Source organism: Candidatus Polarisedimenticolia bacterium (assembly GCA_036004685.1).
Taxonomy (GTDB): domain Bacteria; phylum Acidobacteriota; class Polarisedimenticolia; order Gp22-AA2; family AA152; genus DASYRE01.
The window spans coordinates 61,840-79,821 of record DASYRE010000024.1 but is presented as its reverse complement, the minus strand read 5'-3'; the positions used below and the strand labels follow the sequence as shown (position 1 = coordinate 79,821).

14 protein-coding genes and 1 pseudogene are annotated in these 17,982 nt (G+C 64.3%); all 15 read right to left on the bottom strand.

The window, feature by feature from the left end:
* Positions 1 to 40: 40 nt before the first annotated feature.
* The gene (locus VGR67_05595; protein ID HEV8335870.1) at positions 41 to 337 is read right to left on the bottom strand and encodes a hypothetical protein; all 297 of its coding nucleotides are present in this window, start codon (positions 335 to 337) and stop codon (positions 41 to 43) included.
* A gap of 229 nt (positions 338 to 566) precedes the next feature.
* Positions 567 to 2,651 carry a sigma 54-interacting transcriptional regulator gene (locus VGR67_05590; protein HEV8335869.1) on the bottom strand — a complete coding sequence of 695 codons (2,085 nt, stop codon included), beginning with the start codon at positions 2,649 to 2,651 and terminating at the stop codon, positions 567 to 569.
* Positions 2,652 to 2,817: 166 nt separating this feature from the next.
* Entirely contained in the window at positions 2,818 to 3,768 is a 951-nt protein-coding gene (locus VGR67_05585) for a TIGR01777 family oxidoreductase (protein ID HEV8335868.1), read from the bottom strand.
* 97 nt (positions 3,769 to 3,865) lie between these two features.
* Positions 3,866 to 4,462: a hypothetical protein gene (locus tag VGR67_05580; GenBank protein HEV8335867.1), complete on the bottom strand. Its 597-nt coding sequence runs from the start codon at positions 4,460 to 4,462 to the stop codon at positions 3,866 to 3,868.
* A 94-nt stretch (positions 4,463 to 4,556) separates the two neighbouring features.
* Positions 4,557 to 5,117 (bottom strand): hypothetical protein, encoded by a 561-nt coding sequence (locus VGR67_05575; protein HEV8335866.1) that lies wholly within the window; start codon positions 5,115 to 5,117, stop codon positions 4,557 to 4,559.
* 192 nt (positions 5,118 to 5,309) lie between these two features.
* Positions 5,310 to 6,296, bottom strand: coding sequence for an NAD(P)-dependent alcohol dehydrogenase (locus tag VGR67_05570; GenBank protein ID HEV8335865.1), 987 nt, complete (start codon positions 6,294 to 6,296; stop codon positions 5,310 to 5,312).
* A gap of 84 nt (positions 6,297 to 6,380) precedes the next feature.
* Positions 6,381 to 7,247 carry a hypothetical protein gene (locus tag VGR67_05565; protein HEV8335864.1) on the bottom strand — a complete coding sequence of 289 codons (867 nt, stop codon included), beginning with the start codon at positions 7,245 to 7,247 and terminating at the stop codon, positions 6,381 to 6,383.
* A gap of 122 nt (positions 7,248 to 7,369) precedes the next feature.
* Positions 7,370 to 7,906: a hypothetical protein gene (locus VGR67_05560; protein ID HEV8335863.1), complete on the bottom strand. Its 537-nt coding sequence runs from the start codon at positions 7,904 to 7,906 to the stop codon at positions 7,370 to 7,372.
* Positions 7,907 to 7,928: 22 nt separating this feature from the next.
* A complete protein-coding gene (locus VGR67_05555; GenBank protein HEV8335862.1) occupies positions 7,929 to 8,384 on the bottom strand; it encodes a hypothetical protein in 456 nt (151 codons plus the stop codon).
* Positions 8,385 to 8,472: 88 nt separating this feature from the next.
* Positions 8,473 to 8,787 carry a hypothetical protein gene (locus tag VGR67_05550; GenBank protein ID HEV8335861.1) on the bottom strand — a complete coding sequence of 105 codons (315 nt, stop codon included), beginning with the start codon at positions 8,785 to 8,787 and terminating at the stop codon, positions 8,473 to 8,475.
* A 670-nt stretch (positions 8,788 to 9,457) separates the two neighbouring features.
* Positions 9,458 to 11,161, bottom strand: a complete 1,704-nt coding sequence (locus VGR67_05545) for a phospholipase D-like domain-containing protein (protein ID HEV8335860.1) — start codon at positions 11,159 to 11,161, stop codon at positions 9,458 to 9,460.
* A gap of 323 nt (positions 11,162 to 11,484) precedes the next feature.
* Positions 11,485 to 12,387: a hypothetical protein gene (locus VGR67_05540; protein HEV8335859.1), complete on the bottom strand. Its 903-nt coding sequence runs from the start codon at positions 12,385 to 12,387 to the stop codon at positions 11,485 to 11,487.
* Between the two features lie 5 nt (positions 12,388 to 12,392).
* A complete protein-coding gene (locus VGR67_05535) occupies positions 12,393 to 13,766 on the bottom strand; it encodes an alkaline phosphatase family protein (protein HEV8335858.1) in 1,374 nt (457 codons plus the stop codon).
* Between the two features lie 686 nt (positions 13,767 to 14,452).
* Positions 14,453 to 15,440 (bottom strand): annotated as a pseudogene (locus tag VGR67_05530) (IS5 family transposase).
* Positions 15,441 to 15,531: 91 nt separating this feature from the next.
* Positions 15,532 to 17,709, bottom strand: a complete 2,178-nt coding sequence (locus VGR67_05525; GenBank protein HEV8335857.1) for an ATP-dependent RecD-like DNA helicase — start codon at positions 17,707 to 17,709, stop codon at positions 15,532 to 15,534.
* Between the last annotated feature and the right edge of the window lie 273 nt (positions 17,710 to 17,982).

The following is a 17,982-nucleotide window of genomic DNA, read 5'->3' as shown; positions in this document are numbered from 1 at the left end:
GCGGCTTGGCCCCATTGCCGAAGACGCCGGGTTTCGACGCTCAATTCCCTTGAGGGTCTGCGGTCAGTGGGATGCCTTCCCCTTCGAGGACGCTGGCGACCATCCCCCGGGGACAGCGGATCTCGATTCCCGCGCGGCCGAGACGCTGGAGAGTCTCCACGCCCAAGCGGTCGACGAACGTGACGCCGGCGAGATCGAGGCAAACCGCGTCCCACGATCCAAGAAGCCGGAAGCATTCGCGCTCGAGGAGGGGCGCCCACCCGGCCACGACGCGCCCTTCCAGTTTCAGCGTCGCCCGCGTGCGTGTTCCTGCGCCGATTGTGATTCGAAGCACCATGGCAGCCTCCCGACTCTTTGAAACACGCTCTTTCTAAGGCACGAGGCGTGCCAGCCCGAGCCGGCGCGTTCGCGGCGGGAGGCAAGCGGCTGAAAGGAACGGAATTGAATGAGCGGAGGTCAGCGGACTCTGTGAGTCCGCGCACGGAGGAACTGCCGAACTATTGGGAGAATGCCGAAAGGATGGCAGGCAAGGAGGGGGGAAGCGGAGCGGGCTTCGGTGATCTAGATCACGAACGGCGCTGAATGCCGAGCTTCCTCATCCGAGCTTCCAGGGTCGTTCGCTTCAGCCCCAAGATCTTGGCCGCGCCCCGCTCGCCGCTGACGCGCCAGCCGGTCTGCGCAAGGACCGCGGCGATGTGCTCGCGCTCGACTTCTTCGAGGGTCCGGGCCGGGTGCTTCGCGCCGCCGCCCGCGGCGGGCGCGATCAGATCCCCGAGCTCGAACCGGGTCGCGGAGGAAAGGATGACCGCCCGCTCGATGACGTTCTGCAGCTCGCGGACGTTGCCGGGCCACGCATAGGAGGACAGCCGGGCGAGCGCCTCCTGGCTCATCGGCCCGACGTGCTTCCCCATCTTCGCCGCATAGTGCATGGCAAAGTGCCGCGCCAGGCGCGGGACGTCCTCCAGCCGCTCCCGCAAGGGGGGGATGACGATCGGAAAGACGTTGAGACGGTAGTAGAGATCCGCCCGGAAGCGCTCCTCGCTCACCGCCCGCTCGAGATCGCGATTGGTGGCGGTGATCAGCCGCACGTCGACCTTCAAGGGGTGCGTCCCGCCCACCCTTTCGAACTCTCCGTCCTGCAGGACGCGCAGGAGCTTTGCCTGCAGCTCCAGCGGAAGATCACCGATCTCGTCGAGGAAGAGGGTGCCGCCATTGGCCAGCTCGAAGCGGCCGATCTTCCGCATGAGCGCACCGGTGAACGCCCCCTTTTCGTGCCCGAAAAGCTCGCTTTCGATCACTCCGGCCGGCAGCGCCGCGCAGTTCACCTTGACCAGGATCTTGTCCTTCCGCCGGCTCAAGCCGTGAATGGCCCGGACCACCAGCTCCTTGCCGGTTCCCGTCTCCCCCATGACCAGCACGGTCGAGTCGGTTCCGGCGACTTTGCGCACGTTGCCGAGGATCCGCAGGATGGCCGCAGACTCACCCACCACGTCGCCGAAGGCGGCCTCCGACCGCACCTCCTCCTGAAGGTAGAGGTTCTCCTCTTCCAGCTGCGCCTTGAGCGCCGCGATCTCCTCGTAGGCGAGCAGGTTCTCGATCGCCAGCGCCACCTGCTCGGCGATCGCCGAGAGCAGCGAGGCGTCCCCTTCGCCGTACCGGCCCAGATGGCGGCTGCCGACGTTCAGCGTGCCGATGATCTTTCCCTTGATCGCCATGGGCACGGAAACGGCGGAGAGGATTCCCTCCTGCAGCAGGGGGCCGTGCTCGAAGAAAGCGGGCGCCTCCCGCAGGTCGACCGTCAGCATCGGCTCGCCGTGATCGAGAATCCAGCCGGAGCGGCTTCCCTGCCGGGGCCACTCGGTGCCGACCGGGATGATGGGAGGTGACGGCACCGCCCCGGCGACTCCCAGCACGCGAAAAACGTTCTTGGCGGGATCGAGGAGAACCAGCGCGGCCCGGTCGTAGGAGAAGACGGGACGCAGGGCGGCCGCCGTCGCCGCGAAGAGGGAGTCACGGTCGAGACAGGTGACGATGGCGTTGTTGACGTCGAGGAGAACGCGCCGGCGCTCCTCGGAGGCGCGCAACTCCGACGTCCGGGCGTCGACGAGCCCCTGCAGTTTCTCGGTCAGGCCCCGCAGCTCGTTCGCCAGGCGCTGCAGCTCGATCTGCGACATCGTGGACGTGGCGAGGATCCGGAGGATCGAGATCTCCTCCTCGGTCCACTTGCGCGGCCGGCTGTCCACGACACAGAAGGTCCCCAGGGCGTGGCCTTCCGACGTGACCAGCGGAATGCCCGCATAGGCGATCACCTCCAGGGGAGAGAAGGGCGCGTAGCCGGCGAGCACCGGTTCCTGGCGGGCGTCGGTGACGACCAGGGGCTCTTGCGAGCCCACGACATGCTTGCAGAAAGAGTGCGTCAGAGGAGTCTGGCGCGACGAAGCCAGAGGCTCGGCCAGGCCGCTCTGACTCTTGAAGAACTGACGATCCCCGTCCACGAGCGAAACGAGCGCCGCCGGAACGCGCAGCACCGCCGTCGCCAGCCGCGTCAGCCGGTCGAACGCCTCCTCCGGCGGGGAATCGAGGAGCGAGGTCTGCCGCAGAGCCTCGAGGCGCGCCTCACTTCCGATGATCTGGGCGAGCTTGTCTTTCAAGCAGGGACCTTGACCAGGCAGGCTGGCTCGGTTCGACCGCCGGGGCGACGATAGCCTGCGCCCTCCGTGCATGGTAGAAAGAAGCTGCCTGCATTCTACCTCTTCTTCGGCATTTGGACACCGCGCCTCATTTCATGGCGTCGAGGAATCCGGGGGGGAGGAGCTTTCAGCTTCTGGACGCTCTGAATCGCTGACAAAGCTCTTGGGCCGCCTCGGACCAGCGCGGGTACCGGAAGGTGAATCCTGCCTGCAGGAGGCGCGCCGGGATGACGCGCCGGCTCTTCAGGATGAGCTCCGACTCGGTTCGCATGAGCCACGCCCCCAGCTCGAGCATCCATTTTGTCGCGGGCAGGCCGATCGGCGCGCCCCAGGCCCGCCGGAGGACGGCCATGAACTCGCGGTTCGCCAGGGGGTTCGGCGACGCCACGTTGACGACGCCGTCGAGGTCGCGCTCGATCAGGAAATAGACGGCCCGGGTGAAGTCCTCTTCGTGGACCCACGAGATGTATTGACGGCCGTCACCGGCCGTTCCGCCCAGCCCGCGGCGCACGAGCGTCACGAGCGTGTCGAAAATGCTTCCCGGGTCGGGATTCATGATCATCGCCGAGCGCAGCTTCACCTTGCGCGTCCGGCCTGCCGGCGCGTCGTCAAGCGCTTTTTCCCACGCCTTCACGACGTCGATGCTGAAGCGCCAGGTCTCGGGGGCGTCCGGCTCGCCACCCCCAAGGATCCCTGTGAATTCATCGTTCGGGGCATCGTAACGGTGCGCGTAGATCGTCGCCGTGCTCGCCTGAAGCCAGACCCCAGGCGGTTTCGCCGCCATGGCGATCGCCCGGCCCACCGCGGCGACCGATTCGACCCGCGATTGGACGATCTCCCCGCGGTTTTTCGGCGTGTAGCGGCAATTCACCGACCGGCCGGCCAAGTTGACGACCACGTCCGCGCCGTCGAGGTGATGGGCCCAAGTTTCCACGCTCGCAGGATTCCACTGCACCACGCGCCACGGCGCCGGCTTGATCGTGCGGCCCAGCACTGTGACTTCGTGCCCGTCCCGCAGGAAGGCGCGCGCCAGCAGCGTCCCGACCTGTCCCGTGCCGCCTGGGATTACGATTCTCATAGGATTACCTTAGAACAGATTCCCCCCATGGCGATGGGGACAGAACGCGGCAAATCACCTCGAACAGTCCCACGGCTCTGACCCATTTCTCGCTCATCTAGTTCATCTTGGTTGCGCGAAGATCCAATCCGCAATGCATGCAATGATGCAGGAGGATATTTGTCGCCCATCCCATGACCCAGCGGCGACGATAGCAGAGTTCCCAACATCTCGGGCAGCGGCTCGAGGCAACCCAGTATCCGGCAAGGATAAGAAGAACCACCGAGATTGCGGCAACGGAAAAGGCGGCCTTCCCGGATCGATCCACCAGCAAGAATAAGAAGGTTATCGGCAGGAAACTCGCGTAGAGAACCCAGAGGAAACGCCGGCGGGTCCTCAGCCGGAGAAGAGCCGTTTCAACTTCTGGGGACTTTGCATCTTCAACCGGCCTAGCGCAGGCATTCGGTGCTTCATTCGTGCCATTTGCCGTATCTTCCTGTCGTATCGACGCGACGAGCTCCCTGGCCTGCTGTTCATCTTCGTGCCGCACGCGAAGTCGAATTCCCGGCGTGAATCCCAAGAGCGGCGTGAGGCCGAGCGGATCGATTCGCTCGACATGGCACTCAACTCCCGCCTCCGTGAGCATCTCGGCGCATGCTCGCGCCAGCATCTCGTCTTCGAATGCCGCGACCTCCACAAGATCTTTCGTTTCCAAGAATTCTTCCCAATACGGCTGACGTAAGCATTCGGGTACACGTTACCTTAAATGGCGTCGACCTGGATGTGCGTGACGCAGCGGGACTTGGGCCCTACGCCGTCGGCCAGAGCGTGCGAAACACCAAGCCGGTCAGCACTGCGTAGATGGCGGCGTCGAGCAGCGAACGCATCGTGTTCGACCAGGGCTGGCCTTTCCAGATCGAATCGCTGAGGTGGGAGATTCCGTAGGCGGCGAATGCGACCGTCCCGGTGATCCGCATCACGAGAAGGCCGTCGGCGCCGGGCTGAAGCGTGTGCCGCGCGACGTAGGCCGCGGTGAAACTCACGAAGAGGCTGAACGCGAACCAGAGGCCGAGGAGCTTCCCCATCGCGGGCCCGCCCTTGGGGAGGATGGTGAGCAACCCGATGGGCCCTTTCTCGAATTTCGCTTTCATCGCCGGGTCTTTCATATGACCGTGGTCGGGGCAGTACGGCAGGAAATAGACCCCCGGGACCAGATTCCCCTTGCCGAGCACGTCGAGAACCGCGACCTCGTTCGGCAGCCCCTTGTAGTCGGCTTTGTGGTACTTGAGCGCCATGTGCATCACGGAGCTGGCCACGAAGACGACGACGGCCGAGACGATCACGGGGAGCCACAGGCTTCCAAACGGCATCGCGACACCTCCTGAAGGGAACGATGAGCGGCTCTGCTCGTTTTTCAAGCCGGCGGGGGAAAAAACCCCGCCTCTCGAGAGCACCGAGTGGGCGCATTCTGATCCAGAATGGGAGCGGTCTTCAAGTCAGGTCGACGCAGATCGGGAATCCTCACGGTTTCCTCTCGAATCGCTCGAGCCGGGGATCGCTGGTCAGCTTTCGCTCCGCGGCGCCATCTTGATGACTACTTTCCCTCGGGCGTGGCCTTCTTCCAGATACCGGATGGCCTCGGAGATCTCCCTCAGGGGGTAGGTCCGGTCGATGACCGGAGTCACCTTGCCGCTTTCCAGGAAGTCTCGTAGGACCTTCCAGTCCTCTTGGTTCGGACGCGCCAGAATCGGGCGCAGCTTCTGGCTCACGAACGGCGACAGCGCGACCGCTCCGAGTATGCTCGTCAGCGGACCGAGCCAAGGCCCCTTGTCCGGCGCTCCGACCAGCACGAGAGTCCCCTCCGCAACCAGCGCGCGCCGGCAATCCGACAAGGAATGGTTCCCCACCGAATCGAATATCAGGTCATACTGCACCCCGTTCTTGGTGAAATCCTCCCGGGTGTAATCCACGACGTGGTGGGCGCCGATGGATCGGACCAGGTCCACATTCCTCGTGCTGCACACGCCGGTCACGTCCGCCCCGAAGCACCTGGCAAGCTGCACCGCGAACGTCCCCACGCCTCCCGCGGCCCCATTGATCAAAACCTTCTTCCCGGGCTGAATTCGTCCCTTGTCGCGAAGCCCCTGCAGGGCGGTGAACGCCGCCACCGGAACGGCCGCCGCCTGCTCGAACGTCAGGTTGGCCGGCTTCAGCGCCAAAGCAGCCTCCCGCGCGCATCCGCACTCGGCGAAGGCCCCTCGGCAGGCGCCGAACACTTCGTCCCCCGGCCGGAACTGCGTCACCTTCCCGCCGACCGCTTCCACCTGCCCCGCCGCGTCGACTCCGAGACGCGTGACCTTCGGCTTGCGCCAGCCGGTCAGCAGGCGCACGAGGTACGGTGTGCCTCTCATGAAGTGCCAGTCGATCGGATTCACGGAGGCCGCACGAATTCTGACCAAGGCCTCGCCGACCCGGGGGGCAGGTTTTGCCATCTCCGAGAGCTGGAGAACATCTGAGGGCCCGTATTCGCTGTAGGTGATCGCCTTCATGTGCTGACGCGCGCTCGACGGAGCAATGGCTTTCATGAACCGTGTGACCGGCAATCTTTCTTGCCGGACGCTTGGACGCGCGGGCTAGCTGTCGGGTCGCGAGCTTTCGGGCAGAGCTTCGTTTCGCTGAATCCGGTAATTCAGAGTCTCCCTCGTGCGCATGCCGGCGTTCTTCTTGTCGGCGACGGAATAGCTTAGGGAGAAGCCGGACGGGTCGGCCCGAATCTCGTACCCCTCGTCGATGGCGATCGCGTCGGTCGAGCGGGAGACCAGTTGCACGGGCTTCTCGAGGCCGCCACCCACCCGGTAGGCCCGGTACCGCAACGGACGCAAGACCGAGGAACACCAGGGCGGGATGTCGGCGATGACGATCAAGCGATTCTTGCCGGAGTCCGGCTCGGAGGCCCGCCAGTTCAAGGACCCGCGGGCCCCGCGGATGTCGGCATAATCCGGGGCCTCGTCGACCAGGATGGGCTGCCAGCCCGCGTTGCCGCGGCGCAGCAGCATGAGGGAGCTGTCGTCTCCGCAGGTAACCGACAGCGCCGTGCTCACGACGAGCAGGTCTGCGTCGTCGCCCGTGCTGCCGACCTCGACCCTGAGGAGGTAGCCGTATCCCAGCTCGGCCTGCCGGTTGGGCTCCAGCCCCACCATCACCCCCTGGCTCTTAAGCTTCTGGATAAGACCTTCGCGCGTCTCGTGGGCCGATACGCGCCCGCCCGGGGCTTGGTTCAGGTAGGAGAGAATCAGCTCTCGGAGATGCTTCTTGGCCTGACGTAGACCCGCCTGGGCCTCCGGCGGAACGGTGCCGTAGACGTAAGCCTCCGTCAGAGGGATCTTTCTAAGCTGCCGAAGGACGAGCGCGAGCGGCCTGCCAGGCTTTGGCGCCTCCCAGGCCGGCGTGACGATGAACGGCAGGAGGAGTATCGCGGCGGCGCAGCCTCTGCTCCTCATCCTCTCTCCACATCCCGCGGCGCCTGGATTGATTCAGCCGACGGCGCAGCCTGTCGAGGGCGAGAGAGGCGCGGTCGCTCGACGTCTTGCTCGCCGACTTCAGGAGTGAATTGACCCATTCTTTATTGGTCCGATTTGCCCCGTTTTCGTTTGAGCGCGATATAGGTCACCGCGTCCCAGGCATTGTGAATTCCGATGAACAGCAAGAACATCGCCGATCCCGCTATGACGAACAACGCGGCGGGCGCGCCGCCTCGCAAGTCGAGCGCCGCGACCAGGAGCGCCACATAGGCGCCGGCAGGAAACACGAAGTGCCAGAGCCAATCCTCGAAGACAGGCGTGTAGCCGCTCTGCTTTCTCGCGTGCCGAAAGACGCCGGCAAGGTACCCAAGCCCCGCGGCGCCGCAAGCCAGGAGACACACGGCGGCGGGCGCTACGGCGCTCCACGGCGCGCTGAGAATCGCCGAGATGAGCAGCGCCGCGCAGAAATGCACGATGGTGGGAGTGCCGAACGCCCGCATAGTCGCTCCGCTGACCACTTCCGCTTCGGCGCCGAGAACGATGACGACGAACTGAAGTCCGGTCAGGGCCGCCGCCGAAGAACCGACGATGACATAGAAACTCTCCCACGCCGCAAGTGGAAGACTGCCAATCTCCATCCCTGCCTCCAACGCGAAACGGCTATTTCGACGGATCGCCCCCGGCCACTTCGCTCGCCGTGGCCCGCTGGCCCCGCGCCATCACGTGCATAAGGACAGCAGCCGCCAGGTTAGGCAGAAGCAGAAGGGTGCGAAACCCCACGACCACCAGCACGAGAACGCCTACGGAAATGCCGAAGGACCGGGCCATTCTTTCCCCTCCCGAGGCCTGGTAGGCGTAGATAACGGTTGCCGGAATCCACGCGGCGGCCGAGGCGATCAGCCAGCTCACCGGTTTCCCACGTCGCCTCAGGAGGTGGTAGCCCGCTGCCGCCATAAATCCGCCCCACAACGCATCACCTGAGGTTGCGACGAAGTACTGAATCACGATTCGGGGCGGCAGATCGTGAAAGACGACGCTCGCAACGGCTAGATTGGCCACGCGCCATATCGCAACGCTCGTGCCGACCACGAGGAGCACGGCTCCGAGCACTTTCATCGCCACTCTCGGGCGGCTCGTCTCCGGTGCAGCTTCAGACACCGCACTCTCCAGATCCTGTCTGCCGCTCGGCGGCGGCCGACTGACCCTAGTTCGCAAATAGGCCTAACCTCATGGCCCCGAGGACCGCCCCGATTCCCAGCGACAGCAAGAGACCTGCGGCTCCGACAATGCGGCTGCGTCGTGGAACAAGCGCGATGATCCCGAGCAGAGCGCCCAAGAGGGGGGCGCCGATTGCAATGATGAGTGATAGGATCATGATCATCCAATCACCTTCGTCGACGACGAACGCGTCCATGACTCCGAAAGCGCTCAGACTGGCGAGCCCGCAGACGATGGACGCAACGCCCGAGAAAACACCGAGTCGTTCGCCACGAGTCAAAGGCATCTGGCCAACGCTCACCCCCTACCCTCCAATTCTTCCGGGTCCTATTTAGCCAAAGAGCGCTCCGGCCTACAGCACCGCTACCGCGGCTACCTGGCCCGGAATCCAAGTCTTCTTCGCTTCGGCGAGCTGACAGGTGCTCGGCAAGTCTCGCGGGTGTTACGAGGCGCATCGGGCCTCCGGACGTGAGATTCGCTGGACACGTGGGTGCTGCGATGCAATATACGCCTCCCGTGATTCCTGGCGCAAACCGCAGATGGGCCGCGTGAGGCGAGGCCGGCGTTCCGCGAGGCTGGCGGTTGTGGGGCCGCGGCTGCGCACGTCGCCTAAGGGGTTTTGCGAGCTTGCGACCAACGTGCCGTCACGTCCTCTTCAGCCGCTCGCGAGGCTTCGGAGCAAGCGGCGAACGCCGCCGGCCAGGCCGCGACGGAGATCGTGACGAACAGGCGGGGCAGCGGGTGGAGGAGTCTTACCCCGGTCAGCTCGTAGAGACGGAGCGTGCAAACCGTGTACGTGCCGAGGGCAAACACGGCTCCCCAATACAGCGGGCTGTAGGTGAGCGGAAACCGCTTGGTGACGTGCCGCCAAAGCCGAGAATCACGAGCATCGGGATCCACCACGGAAGGCCAGATGAAGGCTTGAGCCTCAGCGTTGGCGGAGCAGTCCAACCCGCGACGGGTCGCGGCGGTCACTTCTTCGGCGATACGAAATACTTTCTCCGCTTCGACTTGTAGCTGGCAGGGTTGAAGTGTGGCGGCAACCAGTCGGCGGTCTTCTCCTTGAGGTAGCCCGCCTCCGGATCGGAGCGCCCCTGGTCGGTCAGGACGCGCACGATGTAGCGTGCGTAGTGGTGGTCGAAGACGCGCATGAACTCGCCGAAGTAGATGTCCGCCACGCGTTTGTTGCCGCGGATGACGAGCATGTTCTCGTCGTTCGTGCGCTGCGAGGGCTTGCTGAAGTTGGCCGATCCGGTGACCACCAGGGGGTCCTCGCTCAGCGGGTCCACGAGCATGAATTTGTTGTGAATATAGCGGTTGCGGTTAAGCGGATTCGACCGCTCGCGCAGGAAATTGGCAAGAGCGCCCTCGTCCAGGTACGCACCGGCGGCGAAGATCACGTCCCGGTCCTGGCCGATGGACTCCTCCTCGCCGAGCGGGTCGTCCTTCACGACGTAGCGAAGCACGTCGTTATCCTTGCCCAGGACCTGCTGGAACACCTCGTCGATGTTGAAGGCATACGTCATGCAGGACACTTCCTTGGCCTCGGCGAGCCGGTGCGCGTACCACTGGAGCGTCTCGTTGCTTTCCTTGTCGTCGCGCGCCGAGAACAGCGGACTGACGGAGTTCTTGGGTGGTTTTCCGGCGGGCGTCGGCGTAGCGGCCTTGTTCGGGGCGCGCAGCTTGGTCGGGGTGAGGTTGTCCGCCAGCCGCTGCCAGTAGTCGAGATACTTCGCCGCCACGCTCTCGTCCCAAACGACGTGTCCGACGTTGGAGTGGCCGAAGATGCCGCCGGCGGAGATGTTCGTCGAGCCCGTCCAGACCGCGAACGGCTTGCCGCCCTTCAGCAGGACGATGAATTTGTTGTGACGGATGCCCTCGCTCACGGTCCGCGGGATGACCGCGTCGTAGTCGTCGAGCCGCGCCGTCTTAATCGCCGCCTCGTTCTCGACCCTGTAGTCACTTTCCGCGTCGTACACGATCTTCACGTCGGCCCCGGCCTCGATGGCCTTGGCAAACGCGTTGGCGACGGGCTGGTAGTGGAACTCGTAAAGGGCGGCGCGAAGCCCCATGCCGTCCCCCGCGAGCCCGATGAACCGCAAGAGCGCTTCGAAAAGACCCCGCGAGAGCCACTTCATCTCCTTCGATCGGGGATTCTCGGCATCCGGCTCGCGATTGCCGAATTCCCTCGCATACGCCTGCGAGCCGATCACGCCGCGATTGAAGAAGACGTCGTGCCGGACGCTGTCGGCGGCGGAGTCGAGCGGCTGATCACCCTGCACCTCCGTGGTGATGTCGAGCGCCACTGCCGTTGCCTCGTCGAGTTTCGGGGTCTTCACCGTGCCGTACAAGGGGACGATGCGGTACAAGTAACGGGTTGCCGCCTTGGCGGTGTAGTCGGCCCACAGGAAGCTCTGGATCGGATGCTCGGCGGTGGAGACCGGGGTGCCGGGCGGCAGTCCCTTGTCCCTTTCCTTGAAACGCTTGATCCCGCGCAGCCAGTAGCGCTCCACCTCATGGCCCGCCAGGTCGAACTGCGCGCGCTCGATCGCATAACCCAGCAAATTGGTCCGCGCCGGCGCCTTTCCGTTCGCGGTGTCCCACGCTAGGACGACCACGTACGTTCCCGCATAGGCCGCGGCTTTCAGCTCCGTGCTCTTCGCAGTCGCTCGCATGACGCCTCCCGTTTTCGGCGGATTCAACTGGACAGATGCTTGCTCGCCAATCGCCAGGGACGACAGTATGAACAGAACTTCCGAGAGCGCAGACCCCGCTTCCCGCGGACGCTGCTTTTCCCCATGGGCTTTCCACCGGGCCGCAGACTTTCCTGTCCCTGACGCTTATCCTGCTAGCAGGCGGCGCGGGGCCGCTACGGGTTCCGTACAGTCAACCGCTCCCAACCGCTCCGCCAGCTTTATACATCACGTGTCACTCTGGTTGTTGCGGACGGCGAGCGACAGGCTCTGCGGCGACAGCGAGGCCGCCATCATGACGACCGTTAGCGTTTGACCACGGCGACCTCGGTGACGCTGCCGTCGGGAAGCACTTTCCGCACACGCGCCAGCCATTCCCGCCGATTGTCAGAGGCCGTGTGGAGGTACTCGAGCACGTAGAGTCCCGTGGGCGAGACTGCCACGGCTGCCGGTGACCACGGACTGCTGGAGCGCAGCACCGTCGTAATCTTGCCTTGAGGCGTGACCTTGAGAACCGCGCCGCAGCCGGAGGCGGCCACGAAGACCGAACCGTCCGAAGCGACGTCGAGGCCGCGCAAGTAGGGTCCCAGCCCTAGTTCCGTGCCAGGAATTCGAGCGCAGTTGGGCACCGCGATCCCCTCCGCGACCGTGGAGACCGCGCCGCGCTCGTCGGCCTTGCGCACCGCGTCATTCTCAGAATAGTAGAGCGATCCCCCAGGGCCTTTGGCCAGCCCGTTGATCCACCTCAACTCTCCGCCTCCGGACTTGGATGGAAGATTGGCGCGTACGCTCTCGTCGCCGGAACGAGTAAATCGCATGATCCTCAGACGATGATCACGTCCCAACGCTGGATAGAAGAGCGCGCCATCCCCACCCACGGCGATCGGAACATCACTCGAGAGAAGAACCGTGGGCTTTAGCCCCACCGCGGTGACTTCTCCGTCCGGGATGGAAGGCATTCGACCTCCCCAGGATCGCTCGCCCTCATCGATGGCCATCCAGTGAAACGCCGGACCGTCGTGACGGGCCAGCTTGCCCGCCGTGTCGATCACCCAGACGCCGCTTCCCGTGTCGACGAAGTAGACGTACCCCCGCCGATCGACGGCAATTCCCGAACCTGGATGAGCGATCGCCGTGGTGACCGCACTGGCCACCAGCAGCACTGTAGGAAAGAATCTCAAGGCAACCCGCGCGACCTTCGTGCTCACCTCGATTATTCCGCGGCGCGCCGGACCTCTTCCTGAGTGAACGCCGCGAAAATGAAATCCTGTGATTCAAGGAAGTTTGCCAAGTCGCGCAGCGTGAGATGGAGAGACGCCAGGCGCTCCTCGTCGATGAAGATCTGGCCGTTTTCCGGCTCGAAGGAGGTGACGAGCTGCTTCGCTTCGGGATCGAACTTATCGTGCAAGAGGTCGACGATCGCAGGAGCGAAGTGGCGGCGGTCCGGCGAGGGCGGCTCCGGGGGCATCCCATGGTCCGCGGTGATCGCGAGAAGATAGTCCTTTCCCACCTTGGCCTCCAGCGCCTTCAACATCCGAGCCAAGTGACGGTCCATCTCGCCGAGCGTCACGCGCATCTCTTCCGAATCCGGACCATACTTGTGGCCCACGAAATCCGCGCCCTTGTAGTTCATCAGGATGAGATCCGGCACGCCGTCCTCGCCCAGCGGTTCCCGCTCGATCATCGAAACCATCGCATCGGCTTCGAATGAAGGAAACAACCCCGAATAGCGCACCAAGACGCTTGAGTCGATCGAGTGCCCCATCCACTCTCCATCCGCCCAAAGCGTCCTCGAGTTTCGATCCTTCAGATACTCCGGCAGCCGGAAACACTCGGGATTCGAGCTCCAGGCGCCCGTCTGTTGATCATAGCTGGCAAGCACAACCGGCGCTCCATTGAGCTGGCACGCCCCATGCCCCGCGAGCGGCGTCGCCGCCCGGTCAATGCTTCCCTGCGCCAGGATGATCGCGCGGCCGGACGTCGCGAGCTGCCAGACGTCGGCCAGGGACAAGGTCATCAGATCCTCCGGGGAGGCTTTCTCGAACACGTCGTGGCGACGCCTGTGGATGCGATCGTAGAGGCTGACACCGGTGATTCCGTGCACGCGCGGATCGCTGCCGGTCGAGATCGACGAGTGCCCCACCGCCGTGTTCGTCGGGAGGAAATTGATCTGCGCCCGCGGGAACCAAGCGCCCTGTTTTCTCAAGGCGGTCAGGGTCGGAATCAAGCCGGAATACCGATCGAAGTAATCGCGCCGCATGCCGTCGAGGACGAGAAGAAGTACCACTCGCGGGCGCGCGAAACCGTCCCGCAGGAGCGGCAAGACGTGGCCTGTCGCGGTCGCGGGCATTCGAACACCTAGCGACGCCGCGAGCGTCGGCGCCACGTCCTGTTGCACGGCCGGGATCGAATAGGTTCCCGCTTTGACGGCAGGGCCCACAAAAAGGACCGGAATCGAGGTGTCGTACCCCCAGGGTGAGCCATGCATGAATGCCGCGTCGGCGCCGGGCCGAGTGATGAAATCGCCTTCCCGTGGCACGAGGAGGAGCTGGCCGGTTCGTCCCGGATAGTACGCCCGCCCGAACATCTCCAGGAACCTTTTGCGCGTTGCGACGGCTTTCGTATCGGCGGGCGCCGCTTTGCTGATTCGAGCTGTTTCCCCACCGCGATCCGTGGACGGCCTGACCGGCTCGGCGGAAACCGCCCCGGCCATTGCAAGGATGAGGGTGATAGGCACGATATACGAGGTAGTCATGTTTGAGCGAACCAAGGGACTCACCAAATCCTCCAACTCAAGCTGAAAGTCGATCACTTTTGACGAGACAACTTGGTACTCTTCCCAGGGCTTTTCGGCACCTTCTTCCAGCCAAAATCACCCCTGGTCTGAATTCCTGCTTCGTGTTTCAGTTGCGTGATATGTTCGTTCAGGCGAACATCATCCTAGCCGGAAACTTGAGGGCCATGCACTACCGCCCCTACCGCGAACTATCTCTCAGCTGTGCCGCTCTCGTCCACATACGCAAAGCTGCAAGACTGCTTGCGGTCATGGCGAAGTCGAACCGGTCGCCTCGCGATGATTGACATTTTTTCAGAGCTGTCTAACAGGCTGCGGAAAAACAGCGATTTGAGAGGGGTCTTTTCCTCTCCACGATGAACTCGGAAGTTCGATGAGTCCGATTCGCCCCTATCATCTTGACCTTTCTCTCCTTCCAGACGAATAAGAAACCTGGCTGCGGCGACGGGATGAAGTTGACCGAGGTCCCTCCACTTCCCTCGAACCAGGTTGTAGATCGTGGTGGCGAAGGTGAAAGTCCAGCCGACACGCGCGAGGCCCCGATGCCGCGTCTTCCGCAGCAACGCCACGGTCTTGAGCCAACCGAAGATCTCTTCGACCGCTTGCGCTTCTTCCGACTGACGACGTAGCCGGCGAATCGCGTCGTTCTTCCATCGATGGCGCTGTAACTGGCGTTCTTCCCGGCGATGTGGGGAGTCACCCTCATGGCCCGGAGGGTATGAACGAACTCTCGAACGTCGAAGGCCTTGTCTCCGCCCAGGGTCACACGATGGAAGCCCCGGATCCTTCCCGCCATGCTCAAGGCGGCCTCTCGCTCCGAGAGGCTGGTGGCCTGGGTCAGCTCCACGTCCACCGCCAACCCATGGCGATTGTCCATCAAGATGTGTCCTGCAAAGCAGAGCTTCGATTCGGTCCCAAAGGACTTCCGGTAAAGCCGCGCATCCGGATCCGTCGTCGAGGCGTGCGTCTTGTTGGATCGCTTCTCCCCTATGAAGTCGACCGTCGGATTGCCGGGATCGTCTGGTGGAGTCTTCGTCTTCCCTTCCTTCGGTTTGAAGCTCTTGTGGCCGGCCCAGGCCTCCACCAGCGTCCCGTCCACGGTGAAATGCTCATCCGAAAGAAGCTGCCGTTGCCGCGCCTCCTCCTGCACCCTCTGAAAGAACAGCCGGTCGATCTCTCCGGAGAGCAGTCGTTCTCGGTTCTTCGTGAACACGGTGGGGTCCCAGACCGCATCGTCCATGCTCAGCCCCACGAACCACCGGAACAACAGGTTGTAGTCCAGCTCCTCCATCAGCAGCCGCTCGCTCCGGATGCTGTAGAGCACCTGAAGCAGCAGCGCCCGCAGGATCTTCTCCGGCGCGATCGAAGGACGGCCGACGTCCGAATAGAGCTTGGCGAAGTGGGGAGAGAGATCGGCCAGGATCCCGACAGCTCCTCTCCATTCGTGTCTCGATCAACCCGGACCAGTCCTCAAGCCTTGTTCACTCTTATACCCTTGATATGACACTGGAATATACGCTCTCATTATCGGCGGACGCAAGAGAGTCGATCATCGCGGCTACGTGCGTCGCGCCAACCGCTCCGCCAACCTCGTGCAGCGCTTTTCAATCCGATTATTCCTGACGGCCAGCGAAAGCGCTTTGCGGCTGCCGACGAGGACGACGAGCTTCTTGCCGCGCGTCAGGGCGGTATAGATCAGGTTGCGCTGGAGCATGACGAAGTGCTGGGTGTGCAGGGGGACGACGACACAGGGGTACTCGCTGCCTTGGGATTTGTGGATGGAGCAGGCGTAGGCGGGGACCAGCTCGTCGAGCTCGGCGGCGTCGTAGGCGACGAGCCGGTCGTCGAAGCGGATGTGGACCTGGCGGTTCTCCGGATTCATTGATTCGATGCGGCCGATGTCGCCGTTGAACACGTCGACCTGGTAGTTGTTCCGAATCTGCATCACGCGATCGCCGAGACGCAGCGTCCGGCCGCCTTTCGAGACCGACTCGGGGCGCTTGTTGAGGAGCGCGCCGAGCTGCTCGTTGAGGTTCGACGCTCCCACGTCCCCTTTGTGCATCGGGGTGAGGACCTGGATCTCCTCGATCGGATCGAGGCCGAAACGGCGCGGAATCTCCTCGGCGACGAGGCGCTTCAGCTCCTCCAGGATCTCCAGAGGATCGTCGCGCTCGATGAACATGAAGTCGGCTTGGCCGTCGTCCTGGGGGTTCAGGAGCGGCATCTCGCCGCGGTTCACGCGATGAGCGTTCACGACGATGAGGCTTTGCTGCGCCTGCCGGAAGATTTTGGTGAGACGGACGACGTCGACGGCCCCCGAGCCGATCAGATCGCGCAGGACGTTGCCGGGACCGACGGAGGGGAGCTGATCGACGTCGCCCACCAGGATGAGCTGGCAGTGGGCGGGCAGCGCCTTGAGGACGTGATGGAAGAGGACGATGTCGATCATCGAGACTTCATCCAGGACCAGCACATCGGCGTCCAGCGGGCGGCCGGCGTTGCGCTCGAAGCTGCCGTTGCGCGGGCTGAACTCCAGCATCCGGTGGATCGTCCGCGCCTCGCGGCCGGTCAGGTCTCCCAGGCGGCGGGCGGCTCGGCCGGTCGGCGCGGCCAGCAGAATCTTGCGGTTCTTCTTCTCCAGGATGTCGACCACGGCGTTGATCAGCGTCGTCTTGCCGGTGCCTGGGCCGCCGGTGATGACCAGGACCTTGCGCGCGACGGCGCGGCGGATCGCCTCCCGCTGCTCCTCGGCCAGCTCGATCCCCTGACGGGCCTCGAACCACTCCAGCGCGCGCTCGACGTCGATCGTGACGGGATGGATCGGCGCGCTGAGCAGAGTCTCCATGCGCGCCGCGGCGCCGATCTCGGCGGTGTGCAGGGCAGGAAGGAAAGCCGCCTCTGCCGCGTCGTCTCCGAGCGGCTCGAGGACGACCTGACGCGCCGCGGCGAGATCGCCCACCGCCTCGTCCGGCAGCCCCGGCTCCAGCTCCAGGAGGCGCGCGGCGTGCTCGGCCAAGATGGGCCGCGGGACGTAGACGTGCCCTTCGGCGGCAAACGTCTCGAGAACGTGCAGGACGCCCGCCTGCGCGCGGCGCGGCGAGTCCCGCGGGATGCCGAGGTTCATGGCGATCCGGTCGGCGGTCTTGAATCCGATCCCGAAGATGTCGAAGGCCAGGCGGTAGGGGTCCTCGCGGACGACAGCCGCGGCCTCGTCGCCGTAAGCCTTCCAGATCCGCGCGGCGAAGGTGGTCGAGACGCCGAGCGTCTGGAGAAGGACCATCAGCTCCCGCAGCTCGCGCTGCTCCGCCCAGGCCTTGGCGAGGGCGGCCCGGCGGACCGGGCCGAATCCTTCGACCTCGGCGAGCCGCTCGGGATGGGCGTCGATGATCTCCAGCGTGTCGAGGCCGAAGTGATCGACCAGACGGCGCGCCATGACCTCGCCGATCCCGTGCACCAGGCCGGAGCCGAGGTATTTCTCGATTCCCACCAGCGTGGCGGGCTTGAGGATGCGGTAGGAGACGACCCGGAACTGCTCGCCGAACCTCCGGTCGATGACCCACGAGCCCTCGAGCTGCAGGCTCTCCCCCGGCTGGACGCCGGGAAGGTTCCCGACGGCGGTGACCGGCTCGTGGCGCCCCGCGACGGTGAGGCGCACGACGCTCCAGGCGCTCTCGTCGTTGGCATAGACGATGCGCTCGAGGACGCCTTCGAGGCTGGAGACGGGCGCGGAATCCATGGACCCCTATCTTACACATTCCTGGCGCCGGGGCGGGATGGGACAGGGATCCTCTTGACACCAACCCCTTTGAGCAGCTAAGGAAGAGGCGCTTCGGCCGTTCGTTCGGAAGCCTTGGGATCGGAAACGTGAGCCCCGGCGAGCGGAGTCTGGCCTCGCACTTTTGACACAAGAGTCTTAGCCACGGGGCGAGGACAGCGCGGTCCGGTCAACCTTGGTCCCAAAGCAGGTAGAATGTCGGCCGGCGGCCCCTTCCTGGGTAGGGCGAGGGGA